The following is a 15,980-nucleotide window of genomic DNA, read 5'->3' on the forward strand; positions in this document are numbered from 1 at the left end:
GCTACCCGTCCGCCGTGGAGCCGGCGAGGCGGTCGTGAGCCGCGAGCGCCCGCGCGACAACCTCGCCGAAGAGCTGGGCGCCCTCCGCCGCGCTCGCCCCCCGGGGGTCCCCGAGCACCCCGGTGGGGCTCACCGCCCGGACACCCTCCGCGCGCAGACGGGGCAACAGGTCCGCGACCGGTGCCGCAGCGCCGGCCGTGGCGAGCTCTGCGCGCACGCGTGCAGGGTCCAGGTGGAGCAGCAGCGACGTCTCGGACCTGCCGGCGTGCGCGTCCATCCCCGGCAGACCCACGTGGTGGACCGCGAGGCGCCGGCCCTCGTACGCGCACAGGACGCGCGCCCGAGCCAGGGCCCGGGCGTTACCGCCGTGAGCGTTGACGACCATGACCGCCGCCCAGTCCCGCGCGACGTGCCGGACGAGCTCGACGATGACGTCGTGCAGCGCCTGCTCGCCGATCGACAGGGTGCCCGGGAAGTCGGCGTGCTCCCCGCTCGCGCCGTAGGAGATCACGGGCGCGAGACCGACGTCGGCGCGCCCGTCGTGGACGGCCGCGGCGACGCGCTCGGCGATGAGGGCGTCCGTATCGAGCGGCAGATGAGGCCCGTGCTGCTCGACCGCCCCCGCCGGCACCACGAGCACGCGGCGCCCGCCCGCCTCCACCTCGGGCCACGTGGCGTCGACGAGCCTCACCGCCCCTCCTCGGCGGCGGTCCGGGGGATGGCGGGATCCATCCGTTCGAGCGCCATGAAGGCCTCGTCCATGAGGTCGGTCAGCCGGGCACCCTCGTCGGCGAACCATCGTCGGTACGCGGCCACCGCCGCGCCGAGCGCGCACTCGCCCACGACCTGGGGCAACAGGTCCGTCGGGCTCTGCCCCAGCCGACGGGCGGCGAACTCCGCGACAACCTGCCGCCAACCCGCGAACTTCAGCATCGACCGCGCGATGAGGTCGGGCTCGCCGAGGATGAGCTTGAGGCGGGCGCGGTGGTGCTCCGTCTCCTCGGGTGGCACGCGGTTGAACTCGACGACGGCACGGCGCAGCGCCGTCATCATCGGTACGTCCTCCGGCGCCCTGTCCAGCCCCGCCCGCAGCTTCTCGACCTCGCCCTCGAAGTCTCCCCAGACGACGTCGGCCTTCGTGGGGAAGTACCGGAAGAACGTGCGGCGGGAGATGCCGGCGCCGTCGGCGATCTCCTCCACGCTCGTGTGCGCGTAGCCGCGCCGCGTGAACAGCTCGACACCCACGCGCTCGAGCTCACGGTGCGTGGTCGATGGCGGCCGCCCGTGCCGCGACGGCGCGTCCCCTCCGTCCTCCGCCGGCTCCATCGATGGCATGGACACCATCCTCGCCAAACCCGTTGCATTTGTCACTGGGTGTCATATAACGTCCGGGCCACGGAAGTGACGCGACTCCCAGTCCGCGTCCATGCGAAGTCCAATGGAGGACAGCCATGACCGACCCCACCGAGAACCAGGATTCCGTGCAGGCCGAGGACCTCGTCGAGGACGTCTCGATCGACGGTATGTGCGGTGTCTACTGACACCTCGCACGTCGCCGGTGGGCCGGGCGTCACGTTCGACCCCGAGGCGCGGTGGCGCATCCACCCCGGCGTGGCCGTCCGGCCGGAGCCGTTCGGCGCCCTGCTCTACCACTTCGGCACCCGGAGGCTGACGTTCCTCAAGGACCGGCGGCTGCTCGAGATCGTCACCACGCTCGACTCCCACAGCACCGCCCGCAAGGCGTGCGCCGCCGCCGGCGTCTCCCCGGCGGAGCAGCCGGGTTTCGACGCCGCCCTCCAGCGGCTCGTGGCCTGCGACATGCTCACGCCCGCAGGGAATGAGGTGAGCACCCGATGATCATCGCCCCGCCCGCTCCCCCGGCGGCACCGACCGCACCAGCGCGGCGTCCCAGCCTGATCGACCACTTCGAGAAGGGGCTCGATTCCCCCATCTGCTTGACCTGGGAACTGACCTACGCGTGCAACCTGTCGTGCAGCCACTGCCTCTCGGCGTCCGGCCGGCGTGACCCCAACGAGCTGAGCACCGAGCAGTGCAAGGCGATCATCGACGAGCTGCAGCGGATGCAGGTCTTCTACGTCAACATCGGCGGTGGTGAGCCGACGGTCCGGCCGGACTTCTTCGAGATCGTCGAGTACGCCACCGCGCACGACGTCGGCGTGAAGTTCTCCACCAACGGGGTGCGGATCACCCCCGAGGCGGCGCGGCGCATCGCCGGCAACGGCTACATCGACGTGCAGATCTCGCTCGACGGCGCCACGGCCGAGGTCAACGACGCCGTCCGCGGCACGGGTTCCTTCGACCTGGCGGTCCGGGCGATGGCGAACCTGCGCGACGCCGGGGTCGAGGGCTTCAAGATCTCCGTGGTGATGACGCGGCACAACATCCCGCAGCTCGACCAGTTCAAGGCCCTCGCCGACGAGTACGGGGCCACGCTGCGGATCACGCGCCTGCGGCCCTCCGGGCGCGGCGCGGACGTCTGGGACGACCTCCATCCGCGCCCCGAGCAGCAACGCGACCTCTACGACTGGCTGGTCGCCCACGGCGAGAACGTGCTCACCGGCGACTCGTTCTTCCACCTCGCCGCCTACGGCGAGGCCCTCCCGGGCCTGAACCTGTGCGGCGCCGGCCGGGTGGTGTGCCTCATCGACCCCGTCGGCGACGTCTACGCCTGCCCCTTTGCCATCCACGACGAGTTCAAGGCCGGCAACATCATCACCGACGGTGGCTTCCAGAACGTCTGGCGCAACGCGGAGCTCTTCACCGAGCTGCGCAACCCCCAGAAGGGCGGCGCCTGCTCGAGCTGCCACTTCTTCGACTCCTGCCGCGGCGGGTGCATGGCGGCGAAGTTCTTCACCGGGCTCCCGCTCGACGGGCCCGACCCGGAGTGCGTCCAGGGCTTCGGCGAACAGCTCCTCGGCGCCCGGGACGATGCCACACAGCTGCCCAGGCCGACCGGAGACCACAGCCACCGCACCTCTCCGCCTCGCCCCAGGGCGAAGAGCCGGCCGGTGCCCGTGACGATCGGGCGGGCCAATCCCGGCCGCCCGCCGGTCAGTGCGTGCGAGGAAAACCCGCTGGCCGGCTTCGTCCCGGAACGACCGCCGGTTGGCGCGTCCAACGAGAACCCACTGGTCCTGATGACCGGCCACTCCGGAGACGGATGCGCATGCGGTTCCGAAGGGTGCGCCTGACACAGACCCCACCGGCCCCAAGGACTGCACGACCCGCCGGCGCAACGAGGCGCCGGCGGCCGACACAAGTCAAGGAGGACTGGACATGGCAGGACGACTCGAAGGCAAGGTCGCCTTCATCACCGGCGGCGCCCGCGGACAGGGCCGCAGCCACGCGGTACGGCTGGCCCAGGAGGGCGCCGACATCATCACCGTCGACATCTGCGAGGACGTGAACCACGTTCCCTACCCCGGCCCCACCGAGGAGGACCTCGCGGAGACCGTCAAGCAGGTCGAGGCACTCGACCGCCGCATCATTGCCACCAAGGCAGATGTCAGGGACTACGACGCCCTCAAGGCGGCCGTCGACGACGGTGTCGCCCAGCTCGGCCGGCTCGACATCGTCAGCGCCAACGCCGGCATCTCCGGCCAGATGGCGCCCGTGCACGAACTCTCCGAGAGTGCCTGGCAGACGATGATCGACGTCAACCTCACGGGTGTGTGGCACACGGCCAAGGCGGCCGTGCCCCACATGAAGGCGGGAGGGCGGGGCGGCTCGATCATCTTGACGAGCTCTGCGGCCGGGCTGCAGGCCTACCAGAACGTCGGGCACTACGTCGCCGCGAAGCACGCCCTCGTGGGCCTCATGCGCACGATGGCGCTCGAGCTCGCCCCCGACAACATCCGGGTCAACAGCATCCACCCCACCCAGGTGGACACCCCGATGATCATGAACGAGGCCACCTGGAAGCTGTTCGACCCCGAGGCCCCGAACCCCTCGCGGGAAGCCTTTGCGCCGATCTCCCAGTCGATGAACGCCCTGCCCATCCCGTGGGTGGAGCCGGTCGACATCTCCAACGCCCTGCTCTTCCTCGCCTCGGACGAGGGCCGCTACCTCACCGGGGTCACACTCCCCGTCGACGCAGGCGCGACGACCAAGTAGTTCGGCGGTCTTCCGGGTGGCCGTCACCGGCCCCGGGAGATCCCCGAAGGCATCTCCCGCCGACGGACGCCTCCGCCGGCGCTCAACGACGAGCATGAGGAGTGAACCCATGGCAGGACGTCTCGAGGGCAAGGTTGCCCTCGTTTCCGGCGGCGCCCGCGGCCAGGGCCGCAGCCACGCGCTGCGGCTGGCCCAGGAAGGCGCCGACATCATCACGTTCGACATCTGCGAGTCCGTCGAGACCGTCCCCTATGACGGCCCAACCGAGGAAGACCTGGCGGAGACTGTCCGGCAGATCGAGGCCCTCGACCGCCGCATCGTCGCCACCAGGGCCGATGTCCGCGACTTCGACGCGGTCAGCTCCGTAGTGGACGACGGCGTCGCTCAGCTGGGCGGTCGGCTCGACGTCGTCGCGGCGAACGCCGGCGTCTTCACGTTCGGCAACCCCGCCGCCGAGACGCCCGAGGTCGAGTGGGACAACGTCCTCGACATCAACCTCAAGGGCGTTTGGCACACCGCTAAGGCGGCTGCTCCGCACATGATCGCTGCCGGCAACGGCGGGTCGATCGTCCTCACGAGCTCGACCGCCGGCCTGAAGGGCACGCAGAACGTCAGCGCGTACACGGCGAGCAAGCACGCCGTCGTCGGTCTCATGCGCACGCTCGCGCTGGAGCTCGGCCAGCACCGCATCCGCGTCAACACGGTCCACCCGACCGCGGTGGCCACGCCCATGGTGCTCAACGACGCGCTCTACCGGCTGTTCCGGCCGGACCTCGAGAACCCGACACGGGAGGACTTCGAGGGGCTCATGACCGCCGTCCACGCGCTTCCCATCCCCCACGTCGAGCCCGTCGACATCTCCAACGCCATAGTCTTCCTCGCCTCTGACGAGGCCCGGTACGTCACGGGCACGGAGCTCAAGGTCGACGCCGGCTACACCCTCAAGTAGTCCCACCGACTCATCCACGATCGACGAAGGGAGAGATACACATGGCAGGTCGTCTCGAGGGCAAGGTCGCCTTCATCACCGGTGCCGCCCGCGGCCAGGGCCGCAGCCACGCGGTCCGGCTCGCCGAGGAGGGCGCCGACATCATCGCCGTCGACATCTGCGCGCCGATCCCCGGGCCCCACTACGCGCCGTCGACGCCCGAGGACCTGGAGGAGACCGTCCGGCAGGTCGAGGCCCTGGACCGGCGGATCGTCGCGGAGCAGGCCGACGTGCGGGACCTCGCCCGCCTCAAGGAGGTCGTGGCGGGCGGCGTCGCCCAGCTGGGCCGGCTCGACGTCGTCGTCGCCAACGCGGGCATCGACATCCTGCGCCCGTGGGACGAGATCACCGAGGAGGACTGGCACCACACCATCGATGTCAACCTCACCGGCGTGTGGAACACGGTGATGGCGGCGGCGCCGACGATGGTCGAGGCCGGCAACGGCGGCTCCATCGTCCTCATCAGCTCGGCCAACGGGATCAAGGCCGGGCCGTTCAACGTGGCCTACAACGCCGCCAAGTTCGGCGTCACGGGGCTCGCCAAGTCCTTCGCGATGGAGCTGGCGAAGGACAACATCCGGGTCAACAGCATCCACCCCGGCCCCGTGCGATCCGGGATGACGGAGGGGGGCCTCGACGCGATCTTCTCGAAGTTGCAGGAGGCCAACCCGCGCCTCATGGGGATGTTCACCACCTGGCTGGACATGGATCTCATGGACCCGCGGGAGATCTCCAACGCCATCGTCTACCTCGCATCGGACGATTCGCTAATGACGACGGGTCTCTCGATGGCCGTCGACGCCGGCATGAGCATGTACTGACCAGGTCGGAGGGGCGCCCCCACGCGGGCGCCCCTCCACATCGGAAGGACGAGGATGACGACGGCGGAAGAGACGGCGCCCATGACCACCAGCAGCGACCGTGGGTACGTCGCGCGCGCCCGGGAACGGATCGGCAACCGGGTGGTCGGCCGCGAGCGCGAGCTCGACCTCGTGCTGGCCGCCGTGGCGGCCGGCCGTGACATCCTGCTCGAGGGCCCGCCGGGGACGTCGAAGTCCACCCTGCTGCGGGCCATCGCCGAGGAGTGGAACATCCCTCTCGTGATGGTCGAGGGCAACGCCGACCTCACCCCGGCCAGGCTCCTGGGGCACCACGACCCGGCCCGCGTGCTCAAGGAGGGCTACCAGGACGAGAACTTCGTCGACGGCCCGCTGCTGCGCGCCATGCGGGAGGGTGGCTTCCTCTACATCGAGGAGTTCAACCGGGCCTCGGACGACGCCCTCAACGCCCTGCTGACCGCGATGGCCGAGCGGGAGGTCACGGTCCCCCGCCTGGGCAGCGTCGTCGCCGCCCCGACCTTCCGCGTCATCGGGTCGATGAACCCGCACGACAACGTCGGCACCAACCGCCTCTCGGCGTCGGTCCACGACCGGTTCAACCGGGTCTCGGTGACCTACCAGGACGCCGCCGCGGAGCGGGCGATCGTGGCGTTGCGGACGTCGCTGACCGACGGGCGGGTGCCGACGGCGCTGGGCGAGGCCCTCGTGGCGGACGCCGTCGCCCTCACCCGGGCCACCCGCGAGCACCCCGACGTCCGCCAGGGCAGCAGCGTGCGCGGCGCCATCGACCTGGCGCTCGTCGCCGCGCAGCTGTGCGAGATGCGTCAGATCGACGAGCCGGGCACGGGGCGGGTCACCGCCGAGGACGACGCCCGCCGCCGCTACGCCCGCAGCGTGCTCGACGCCGCCGGCGTGGCGCTCTCGGGGCGCATCCACCTCGACGAGGCGGCCCCCACCACGCCCGAGGCCGTGCTCGAGGAGATCTGGGAGCAGCACTTCATCCTGGACCCCGCCGCCGCGGAGCCGGGATGAAGAGCCGTCGAGGCCGACTCGCCCCTTCGTCGCCGCGACCTGGCCACGCCGCTGCGACGCCGGCCGAAGGCGCTGACCACCGAGCCGACGGTGTACCAGGCTTCCGGCGACGGCGGCGCGGGCTCCGTGCTCACGGCGGGCGGTGGGAGCCGTGAACGCCCCGGCGGGCCCCAGCGCGGCTCCGGCGCACCCGGTGAGACGGACGAACCTGCGCGGGTCCTCGAGCTCGCGGACCACGACGACGAGGCCGACGCCGAGACGCTGCGCCGGTCCCGGGAGATCGCGGCCGCGCTCTCCATCCCCCGACCGCCCTACGACGCCGACCAGCGGCGCGGGTTCGGGGACCTCGCCAGCGTGCCCTACCGGAGCACCGCGGACGAGATCGACCTCGACGCCACGCTGGACAACATCGCCGCCAAGCACGTCCCGGAGGCGGGCGACATCGTCGTCCGGGAGCGGGCACGCATCCGGCGGTCCGTCGTGCTGCTCGTCGACGTCTCCGGCTCCATGCGCGGCGAGCGGGTGCGCTCGGCGGCGGCGACCGTCGGCGCGCTGGCCGGGGAGCTGGCCGGCGAGCACCTCGCCGTCGTGGCGTTCTGGTCCGACGCCGCCGTCCTCGCCGCGCTCGGCGTCCGCGTGTCCGGCCAGCAGCTCCTCGAGCTGCTGGTCCGGGTCCCCGCGCGCGGGCTCACCAACGTCGAGCTGCCGCTGCGCCTGGCCCGCGAGCAGCTCGCGCGGCTGCCGTCCAGCCAGGGACGGGTGCTGCTGCTGTCCGACTGCGTGCACAACGCAGGGCCCGACCCCCGTCCGGCGGCGGCCGCGCTCCCCCGGCTCGATGTCCTCCTCGACACCACCGGCGAGAAGAACCTCGACCTCGCCCGCGAGCTCGCCCGCCACGGGCGTGGACGCCTCGAGACCGTGCGCAGCCACCGGGACATCGCCCCCGCGCTCGCGCGGATCCTCTCGCCCTGACCCCCTCCCCCGGACCCGCGGGCAGGGCCCCAACCCGCAACGACAAGGAAGGACTTCCCCATGGCCAACCCCTGGTTCGAGAGCGTGATCGAGGCGAGGCGGCGGGCCAAGCGCCGCCTGCCCAGCTCCGTCTACACGGCGCTCGTCGCCGGTTCCGAGCGCGGTATCACCCTGCGCGACAACGTCGAGGCGTTCGCCGAGCTCGGCTTCGCCCCGCTCGTGACGAACCTGCCGACCGACCGCGAGCTCGCGACGACGATCATGGGGCAGGAGGTCGCCTTCCCCGTCATGATCTCGCCGACCGGCGTCCAGGCCATCCACCCCGACGGCGAGGTGGCCGTGGCGCGGGCCGCGCACAACCGCGGCGTGGCAATGGGCCTGGGTGGCTTCGGCTCCAAGCCGATGGAGGAGGTGATCCCCGCCAACCCCAAGACGTTCTTCCAGACGTACTGGACCGGCACGAAGGATGCGATGCTCCACCGCGTCGAGCGGGCCCGGAGCGCCGGCGCCAAGGGCCTCATCGTCACCCTGGACTGGACCTTCGGCTACGGGCGCGACTGGGGCAGCCCCGAGATCCCCCAGACGATGAACCTGAAGACCATCGCCAAGTTCGCCCCCGAGCTCATCCTCGGGGGGAAGTTCTCCTACCTCATGGACTACGCGAGGACCATGCGGCCCCCGGCCCTGACCGTGCCCAACATGCAGCTCCCGGGCCGACCCGCACCGGGCTTCTTCGAGGCGTACGGCGAGTGGATGCAGACCCCGCAACCCACGTGGGACGACGTCGCGTGGCTGCGCGAGGTGTGGGGCGGGCCGTTCATGGTCAAGGGCATCACCCGGCTCGACGACGCGAAGGCCGCCGTCCAGACGGGCGCGACCGCGATCTCCGTGTCCAACCACGGGGGAAACAACCTCGACGGCACCCCCGCGACAATCCGGCTCGTGCCGGCCATCGCCGACGCCGTCGGCCACGAGGTCGAGGTCCTCATGGACGGTGGGATCCGCCGCGGTTCCGACGTCGCCAAGGCGCTGGCCCTCGGCGCGCGCGCCGTGCTCGTAGGACGGGCGTACTTATGGGGCATCGGGGCGAACGGCCAGGCGGGCGTGGAGAACGTCCTGGACATCCTGCGGGACGGGCTCAGCGCCGCGATGCTCGGCCTGGGCAAGCGGTCGGTCCACGACCTCGAGCCCTCCGACCTCATCATCCCCCCGGGATTCGCGCGCACCCTCGGTACCCCCGAGGGACACCTCTACGGCGCGCCGTCGCTGGGCTCGTACGAGATGCACGCACCGGCCGAAGTGCGCTGACGGCCCCGACGGGCGAGAGAAAGCGGGTACAGGTGACGGTAGGAGCGAGGACGCCGACCGCACGCCGGCCGACTGCGCCGGTCCCGCCGGTGCCGGCGCCGGGCTCGCCCGCACCCACGCCGGTGCGGTGGGACCGGCGCGCCCGGCTGCGCCAGGGCGGGGCGTTCGTGCTCGGCGGCGCGCCGTGGGGCGTCGTCCGGCTCACTCCGGCGGCCCGGGACTTCGCGCGCCGGGTCCGGGACGCCGGCCCCCGCGGCCTGGTGCCCCGGGACGCCGTCGAAAGCCGGGTGGCGGACCTCCTGCTCGAGCGCGGCATCGTCCATCCCCTCGTCACGCCCCGCCCGGGCACGGCCCGGGCCACGGTCATCGTCCCCGCGCACGACCGCCTCGGCCTCCTCGACGCCTGCCTGCGCTCCCTGCGCGGGCTGGACGTCGTCGTCGTCGACGACGCGTCCGCGGACGCCGAGGGTGTGCGGCGCCTCGCCAGTGCCCACGGCGCCCGGCTGGTGCGGCACGCCGCCAACGCCGGGCCGGGGGCCGCGCGCAACACCGGCCTCGCGCACGCGCAGTCGCCGCTCATCGCCTTCCTCGACTCCGACTGCGTCGTGCCGCCGGGCTGGCTCGACGCGCTCCTCCCCCACTTCGACGACCCCCGCGTCGGCGCCGTCGCGCCGCGCGTGCGCCCCCGGCACGACGGCGACTCCCTCCTCGCCCGGCACGAGGACGCCCGCTCGTCGCTCGACATGGGGCCCCACCCCGAGCTCGTCCGGCACGGCGCGCCGCTCGGCTTCCTGCCATCGGCCGCGCTCGTCGTCCGCCGCGAGGCACTCGCCGGCGGCGCCTTCGAGCCGTCGCTGCGGGTGGGCGAGGACGTCGACCTCGTCTGGCGGCTGATCGACGCCGGCTGGCACGTGCGCCACGACCCGGGTGTCGAGGTCCGGCACGAGGCCCGGGTCCATCCCGTGGCGTGGGCGCGCCGCCGTTACGAGTACGGGACGTCGGCGGCGGACCTCGACCGGCGCCACCCGGGCAAGCTCGTACCCGTGCGCATCTCCGCCTGGAACCTCGCCGCCTGGGTGCTCGCCGTTTCGCAGCGGCCGCTTCCGGCGGCCGCCGTCGCCGCGACCGCGACGGCGGTGCTCGCCAACCGGATCGCCGACGCAGGCGCCCGCCCGAGTCTGGCGATAAGAGTCGTCGGCAAGGGCCTGGTGGCCGATGCGGTCGCCGTCGGGCACGCCCTGCGCCGGGAATGGTGGCCGCTGGGATGGGCCGCGCTCGTGCTGGCCGGGCGCTCCCGGGTGGCGACCGCCGCGTCGGCGACCATGCTCGCCCCCCTCGTCCTCGAGTTGGTCACGACCCGTCCGCGCGTCGACCCGCTCCGCTACGTGCTGCTCCGCCTCGTCGAGGACGCGGCGTACGGCAGCGGCGTCCTGGTCAGCGCGCTGCGCGCTCGGCGGCCCGGACCACTGCGACCGGAGATCCGGCTCCCGTTCCGGGGTACCGGCCGCGGGTGAGACACGACCGGTGGGCGGCTCCGGGCTGGCCCCGCCACCGCGGCGCACCCGGCTGCGGTCGCCCAGCGCCTGAGCGCCAGAGGCTGGCGTCCGCCGGTGTGGGTCGTCAGGGCCGGGAGCCGGACAGCACGCTGCTCCAGCTGCGGATCTGGATGGCCTGCCCGGCGCCTGTCAGCCACCCCGGGACCAGACGTAGCACCAGCCGGGTCACCGGGCCGGGCACCTGGTTCGACAGCTCGGCGGCGGCGAGCCTGGACATGCGCCGCACGCGTGGCACGCGGTGCTGCTCGTAGCGGCGCACCGCCCGCACGACGGTGTCCTCCGTGCGGAGCGCCTCGCGCAACGTCCAGGCGTCGTCGGCGGCCTGGTTCGCGCCCTGCCCCGCCGTCGGAGGCACCGCATGGGCGGCATCGCCCAGCAGCGTCGGGGCCACGCCCCCAGGCGTCCAGCACCTCGTGCGTGCGGTGCGCGAAGTGGTCGACGTCGTCGACGCGGTCGAGCATCACCACGACCGGGCGCGGGTACCCGCGGAACCTCGCCCGCAGCCACGGGCCGTCGACCGTCCGCCACCCCTCCGCCGGCACCCGGACGTCGAACCACAACGCCATGTGGTCAGGGCCCGCCGGCATCATGCCGGAGAACCCCGCCCGGCCGACGAAGGACAACCCGTACCCCTCCACGACGGCGTCCGGCAGCGCTCCCTCGAGCAGCGCCTGGACCGTCATCCAGCCGCTCGGCCGTGCGGTCGGCGCCGCGGTGATCGACCGGCGAACGACCGAGGACGTGCCATCGGCGCCGACCACCAGATCTCCCTCCACCGGTCCGTCCTCGGTGACGGCGACGGCCGAGCCGTCGTCGGTATCGACGGTGGTCACGGTCCTGCCGTACCGCACCACCCCGTCCGGCACATGGCGGTCGAAGAGGCGAAGGAGCTCGGCGCGCGTGACGTTCCGGACAGGGTGCCCGGTCCGCCGATGCAGGGCGTCGAAGTCGACGGTCATGAGCGGGGTGCCGTCCTGGCGGTGCATGCGCATGGCCTTGACCGGCGCGCCGGCCCGGGTCACGTCCACGCCGAGCGCGCCGAGAGCGGCGACCCCGTTGGGAAACAGCGTGACGGCGGCGCCGCCCTCGCGGAAACCGGCCGACTGCTGACCGTCACGTCCGCCTCGTCCGTGAGGCCGGCGGCGAGGGCCAGCCCGCCGATCCCGGCCCCGACGACGATGACCCGCATACGCCACTGCTCGAGGGCCACCACGACGACCGGTCGCCGCTGTGGCCGGTCCGCGCCAACGGCTCACACCCGCCGCACGGTGCCGGCGCCCCCGTCGACGGCGACCGTCTCGCCGTCGCGGAGCACGGCGGTCGCCGAGCCGGTGGCGACGACGGCGGGAATGCGCATCTCCTGGGCGATGATCGCCGGATGCGAGAGCACACCGCCCACGTCGGTGACGATGGCGCCGACGGATCCGAGAACGACCGCCCAGGACGGGCGGGTGCACTGGCACACGAGGACGTCGCCGGTGCGGACCTTGCCGAACTCGGCCTCGGACCTCACGACCCGGACGGTCCCGGTGTAGGTCCCCGGGCTGGCGCCCGTGCCGGCGAGGACGACGTCCCCGGACAGGGCGACCGACTGCCTCACCTTCGGCACGACCAGGTTGAGCGTCGCGTAGACGAAGGCGGCCGTGAGCTCGCGGACCGGCCGCGGCAGGAGCGCGAGCGACGGCGGCCCGCCCGGGTCCTGCCCGTAGAAGGCCGGGCCCGGGTGGGCCAGGCACCAGGCGCGCTCGCCGCGGCGGCGGCGGACAAGAGCCCCGAGGTCGGCGTCGCGGCTCCCTTCGAGCCAGGCGAGGAGCTCCGAGACCTCGAGGTAGAACACGTCCGTGACCGAGCGGAGCGCTTCGGCCCCAGCCATGCGGCGGCCCGCGGACAACGCGGCGTACCGGACCTCGGCCATCGGCATCTCGTACGTGTACAGGACGTTCTCGTCGCGCACGGGGTAGGCCTCCACGGCGTGGACGAGCAGGTCCTCGAAGCGCTCACGGTCGCCGGGCGCGAGGCCCGCCCGGGCGTCGCCGGCGAGGTCCGCGCGGGCCCGGGCCGCGGCGTCGTCCCGGTCGGGGTCCGGGAGCTGGGACGTCAGCTGGGCGGCGAGCAGGCCGGGGATCTCGGCGTAGGTGGGGTCGGCGAGCTCCATGCCGACGAGACGGCGGCCGTGGCGCCGCTCAAAGGCTGCCATTGCGGCGTCTCGGTCCCCGGCCGGCAGGTCAGCGATGCCGGCGAGCTCCCGGGCTGCCTGCGAGGTCGCCGACGAGGTGCCGGCGAGCAGGCCGAGCGTCTTCGTGGCGTCCCAGCCGAGGGTGCGCTCGCAGAACAGGATGAGGCGGGCCGAGGTGATCCACTGGACGACCGCCGTCGTGTAGTGGTGGTAGAGGCAGAGTCTCGTGTGGTCGACCGTCGCCTGCAGATGCAACGCGACACCGGCGTCGTCCAGCGCGTCGACGTCGACGGCGGCGAGCTCCTCGGCCCGGCGCGCGAAGCGCGGCCGCAGCTCATCGGTCCACTCCCGCACGATCTGGTGCATGACGTCGTCCCGGTCACCGCGGCGGGCGGCGCGCATCCGGGTCCGGCCCTCGCGGCTGGCGAGCATGGCGCCGGCCAGAAGGGCGCCCGCGGCCCAGCCGGGCAGCTTCGGCGGGGTCTTCCCGGGCTTGGGCACGGGTACGCCGACCGGCTGGATGCTGGCGTAGTAGTACCCGCCGATGGTTCTGCTCACGATGGTGACGGGCAGGCCGAGGTTGCGGGCCATCCGCTGGCAGCCGGGGTTGGGGTCGAAGACGGAGAGAGTCAACGGCGTCTGCGGCTCGGGCACGTGGGTGTCGCCGCGGATCCAGTAGCCGCCCGGGACGTCGACGGGCACCGGCACCGGTTCGACGATCGTCGTGATCGGACGCGCCTGGAGGAGGTAGAGGATGTCGCCGGCGAAGGCCCACTCGATGTCCTGGGGCCGCCCGCACGCCGCCTCGACGGCGCGGGCGAGATCGGCCACCCGTCTCGCCTGGGCCTCGGTGAGAACGGCGTCGTCGCCGGAACGAACGGCCTCGCCGCCGGAGACGACCCACTCCTCGGGGGTGACGTCGCCGCCGACGAGGCGGTCGCCCAGGCCGCGGACGGCGTCGACGACCGTCTGCTCCCGGTCCCCGGTGAGCGGATGGGCGCTGAAGGCCACGCCGGCCGCCGTGGCGGGCACCTGACTCTGGACGAGCACCGCCATCGGGGCGCCGTCGGCGCTGGCGAGCACCCGCCGCGCGGCGTCGGCGACGTCGCGGGGGCCCGCGCCCAGGAGCGTCGTGTACCGCCCCGCGGCCGCGTGCTCCACGGTGTCCTTGTCCACGGAGGAGGAGCGCACGGCGAACGGGCCGGGGCCGAGCCGCGCGACGGCGTCGGCCAGGGTCGTCAGCTCGGCCGGGTCGGCGTCGTGCCCTCCGGCGGCCAGGACGACGCCCGGCGGGACGTTGAAGGCGGTGGCGAGCTTGGCGAGGGTGGCGGCCTTGTTGCCCCAGCGCTGCGGGGCCGGCTCGCCGATCTGGTGGAGGACCGCGATGTCTCTCATGGGTTGATCGTCGGCCCGGGTGGCGGCGCCGGGACATACTCAGCGCCACTGATCCTCGGGCTGGGCGCACGTAGTTCTCGCCCCGCCGCCACGTGGGACCGGGACCAGTCGGCGACCTGCTGCCGGGTCGTCACGCCGAGGTGGGCGTAGATGTTGCGCATGTGGGTCTCGACGGTGCGGGCGCTGAGGAAGAGCCGCTCCGCGATGGCGGCGTTCGTCAGGCCCTCGGCGACGAGCCGCGCCACCTCCGCCTCGCGGGCGGTGAGCGGGCTGCCCGCCGGGCGCGGGTCCCGCACGGTCATGCCGGCGTCGCGGGCGAGGCGGCGCACCCGGTCCGTGCGGTACTGGTGGGCCAGGACTCGCAGCGCCACGAGGTCGGTGCGGTCGGCCGCGAGCCGCGCCTCGCACGCGCCGGCGAGGGCGGGGCGCAGGACCGACCGTTCCGGTGCGGGGAGCATCGCCGCGACCGCCTCGGCGGCGAGGGGGTGCCACAGCTTCCACACGCGGTCCTCCACCGTGAGGAGGCCGGCCGCAACGAGCCGGTCGGCCCGCCGGCCGAGGTCACGTGCCCTGCCCGCACCGCCCTCGCCAGCGACGAGGGCCTGGATGAGCGCGAGGTCGGCTCCCGCGGGACCGGCGACGGCGACCACGTCGAGGACGGCCCGCTCCCGGCGGCTCAGGCCGTCGAGGTGGTCGGCGACGTGGTCGAGGAACGGTGCGGGCATCTCGTCGGGGGCGGTCGGGCTTTCCCGCATCTCCTCGTCGCCGGGCGTCGCGGCGTCCGCCACCGCGACGACCGCCGCGGTGAGTCCGCGGCCGTGGACGACGGCGAGCCGGGCCGCCGCGCCATGGCGGCCGCGGGCGAGGGGCTCGGCGTCGGCCGTCGCGAGGCGGCCCAGGGCGAGCTCGGTGCCGTTCGCCCGGCACAGCCGGCGGAGGCGGTCCAGCTCCGCGGGAACCCGGCCGCGCGCGGTGGCGACGACGAGCAGCGGGCGGGCGCGGCACCGGTCCGCGAGGTACGTCAGGGCCACGAACGTGGCGGCGTCGGCCAGGTGGAGGTCGTCGAGCGCGAGGATGACGGGCTGCTCGGTGCACCGCTCGTCCACCACCCCGGCCAGCGCCTCGAGCGCCGCTCCCCCGGCTGGCCCCGCAGCGAGCAGCCGGAGCACCTCCCCGCGACGCCCGGGCGGCTGCGCGAGCCACGGGCCCACGGCCTGGAGGACCGGTGCGAGGGCGGTGCGGGCGTACTCGCGCCGGGCCGTCCCCTTGGCCACGGCGAACCCGCGGTCCGTGCACGCCCGGCAGATCTGCCGGAGCAGCGTCGTCCGTCCACTCCCCGGTTCGCCGACGACGATCCCGAGCATCGCCTGACCGCGCTCGGCGGTCGCCGCCCAGCCGCTCAGCACGGCGAGGTCCGCTGCGCGCACTACGGCGGGCCGCTCGCCGTCGAGGGGCCCGGTGGCCTCCATGTCACCAGGGCGCTCTCGCGGCGCCGAGCCGTCGAGCGCCGAAGGGTCGGGTCTGCCCTGCTCCTTCAGGGATGACATCTCGCCAACTTCGGAGGCGGGGTCGCCCGGCTC

The 15,980-nt window shown here is 73.5% G+C and carries 14 protein-coding genes and 1 pseudogene; 10 read left to right on the top strand and 5 right to left on the bottom strand.

Translation table 11 applies throughout. From position 1 onward, the window contains the following. Position 1: 1 nt before the first annotated feature. Both mftE and mftR read right to left on the bottom strand, forming a co-directional pair. Complete coding sequence (mftE, locus tag ACF0H8_RS14395) at positions 2-691, bottom strand: mycofactocin biosynthesis peptidyl-dipeptidase MftE (RefSeq protein ID WP_395289576.1); 690 nt, start codon at positions 689-691, stop codon at positions 2-4. After that, positions 688-1,335, bottom strand: a complete 648-nt coding sequence (gene mftR, locus ACF0H8_RS14400; protein WP_395289577.1) for a mycofactocin system transcriptional regulator — start codon at positions 1,333-1,335, stop codon at positions 688-690. Before mftR ends, mftE begins: the two co-directional genes overlap by 4 nt. A gap of 116 nt (positions 1,336-1,451) precedes the next feature. Between mftR and mftA the strand changes: the two genes are divergently transcribed. The 10 genes from mftA to mftF all read left to right on the top strand — a co-directional run bounded on the left by mftA (position 1,452) and on the right by mftF (position 10,787). Next, positions 1,452-1,541 carry a mycofactocin precursor MftA gene (mftA, locus tag ACF0H8_RS14405; protein ID WP_395289578.1) on the top strand — a complete coding sequence of 30 codons (90 nt, stop codon included), beginning with the start codon at positions 1,452-1,454 and terminating at the stop codon, positions 1,539-1,541. Then, positions 1,531-1,857 (top strand): mycofactocin biosynthesis chaperone MftB, encoded by a 327-nt coding sequence (gene mftB / locus ACF0H8_RS14410; RefSeq protein WP_395289579.1) that lies wholly within the window; start codon positions 1,531-1,533, stop codon positions 1,855-1,857. Before mftA ends, mftB begins: the two co-directional genes overlap by 11 nt. Then, positions 1,854-3,212, top strand: a complete 1,359-nt coding sequence (mftC, locus tag ACF0H8_RS14415; protein ID WP_395289580.1) for a mycofactocin radical SAM maturase — start codon at positions 1,854-1,856, stop codon at positions 3,210-3,212. The genes mftB and mftC overlap by 4 nt, the downstream gene beginning before the upstream one ends. A gap of 85 nt (positions 3,213-3,297) precedes the next feature. Continuing rightward, a complete protein-coding gene (locus tag ACF0H8_RS14420; RefSeq protein ID WP_395289581.1) occupies positions 3,298-4,134 on the top strand; it encodes a mycofactocin-coupled SDR family oxidoreductase in 837 nt (278 codons plus the stop codon). 109 nt (positions 4,135-4,243) lie between these two features. Further along, positions 4,244-5,083, top strand: a complete 840-nt coding sequence (locus ACF0H8_RS14425; protein WP_395289582.1) for a mycofactocin-coupled SDR family oxidoreductase — start codon at positions 4,244-4,246, stop codon at positions 5,081-5,083. Between the two features lie 41 nt (positions 5,084-5,124). Next, positions 5,125-5,943 carry a mycofactocin-coupled SDR family oxidoreductase gene (locus ACF0H8_RS14430; protein WP_395289583.1) on the top strand — a complete coding sequence of 273 codons (819 nt, stop codon included), beginning with the start codon at positions 5,125-5,127 and terminating at the stop codon, positions 5,941-5,943. A 54-nt stretch (positions 5,944-5,997) separates the two neighbouring features. Beyond that, complete coding sequence (locus tag ACF0H8_RS14435) at positions 5,998-6,993, top strand: AAA family ATPase (RefSeq protein WP_395289584.1); 996 nt, start codon at positions 5,998-6,000, stop codon at positions 6,991-6,993. 90 nt (positions 6,994-7,083) lie between these two features. Further along, positions 7,084-7,965, top strand: a complete 882-nt coding sequence (locus ACF0H8_RS14440) for a VWA domain-containing protein (protein ID WP_395289585.1) — start codon at positions 7,084-7,086, stop codon at positions 7,963-7,965. Between the two features lie 60 nt (positions 7,966-8,025). Further along, entirely contained in the window at positions 8,026-9,273 is a 1,248-nt protein-coding gene (gene mftD, locus ACF0H8_RS14445) for a pre-mycofactocin synthase MftD (protein ID WP_395289586.1), read from the top strand. Positions 9,274-9,362: 89 nt separating this feature from the next. After that, positions 9,363-10,787 carry a mycofactocin biosynthesis glycosyltransferase MftF gene (gene mftF, locus ACF0H8_RS14450; RefSeq protein WP_395289587.1) on the top strand — a complete coding sequence of 475 codons (1,425 nt, stop codon included), beginning with the start codon at positions 9,363-9,365 and terminating at the stop codon, positions 10,785-10,787. A gap of 106 nt (positions 10,788-10,893) precedes the next feature. Here the strand turns inward: mftF and ACF0H8_RS14455 are convergent. From ACF0H8_RS14455 to ACF0H8_RS14465, 3 genes and pseudogenes are all read right to left on the bottom strand, one after another. Then, positions 10,894-11,253: pseudogene (locus ACF0H8_RS14455) on the bottom strand (FAD-dependent oxidoreductase); the annotation flags it as partial. Between the two features lie 828 nt (positions 11,254-12,081). After that, entirely contained in the window at positions 12,082-14,400 is a 2,319-nt protein-coding gene (locus ACF0H8_RS14460) for a PEP/pyruvate-binding domain-containing protein (protein ID WP_395289588.1), read from the bottom strand. Further along, on the bottom strand, positions 14,397-15,947 hold the full coding sequence (locus ACF0H8_RS14465) for a LuxR C-terminal-related transcriptional regulator (RefSeq protein WP_395289589.1): 1,551 nt from the start codon (positions 15,945-15,947) through the stop codon (positions 14,397-14,399). Before ACF0H8_RS14465 ends, ACF0H8_RS14460 begins: the two co-directional genes overlap by 4 nt. Positions 15,948-15,980 lie beyond the last annotated feature (33 nt).

It is taken from the genome of Georgenia sp. AZ-5 (assembly GCF_043952095.1).
In the GTDB taxonomy this organism is placed as follows: Bacteria; Actinomycetota; Actinomycetes; order Actinomycetales; family Actinomycetaceae; genus Georgenia.

Coding starts and splice junctions, on each gene's coding strand:
- ACF0H8_RS14435 (WP_395289584.1), top strand. CDS start 5,998: ATGACGACGGCGGAAGAGACGGCGCCCATGACCACCAGCAGCGACCGT.
- ACF0H8_RS14465 (WP_395289589.1), bottom strand. CDS start 15,947: ATGTCATCCCTGAAGGAGCAGGGCAGACCCGACCCTTCGGCGCTCGAC.
- ACF0H8_RS14460 (WP_395289588.1), bottom strand. CDS start 14,400: ATGAGAGACATCGCGGTCCTCCACCAGATCGGCGAGCCGGCCCCGCAG.
- ACF0H8_RS14420 (WP_395289581.1), top strand. CDS start 3,298: ATGGCAGGACGACTCGAAGGCAAGGTCGCCTTCATCACCGGCGGCGCC.
- mftA (WP_395289578.1), top strand. CDS start 1,452: ATGACCGACCCCACCGAGAACCAGGATTCCGTGCAGGCCGAGGACCTC.
- ACF0H8_RS14425 (WP_395289582.1), top strand. CDS start 4,244: ATGGCAGGACGTCTCGAGGGCAAGGTTGCCCTCGTTTCCGGCGGCGCC.
- mftC (WP_395289580.1), top strand. CDS start 1,854: ATGATCATCGCCCCGCCCGCTCCCCCGGCGGCACCGACCGCACCAGCG.
- mftD (WP_395289586.1), top strand. CDS start 8,026: ATGGCCAACCCCTGGTTCGAGAGCGTGATCGAGGCGAGGCGGCGGGCC.
- mftR (WP_395289577.1), bottom strand. CDS start 1,335: ATGCCATCGATGGAGCCGGCGGAGGACGGAGGGGACGCGCCGTCGCGG.
- ACF0H8_RS14430 (WP_395289583.1), top strand. CDS start 5,125: ATGGCAGGTCGTCTCGAGGGCAAGGTCGCCTTCATCACCGGTGCCGCC.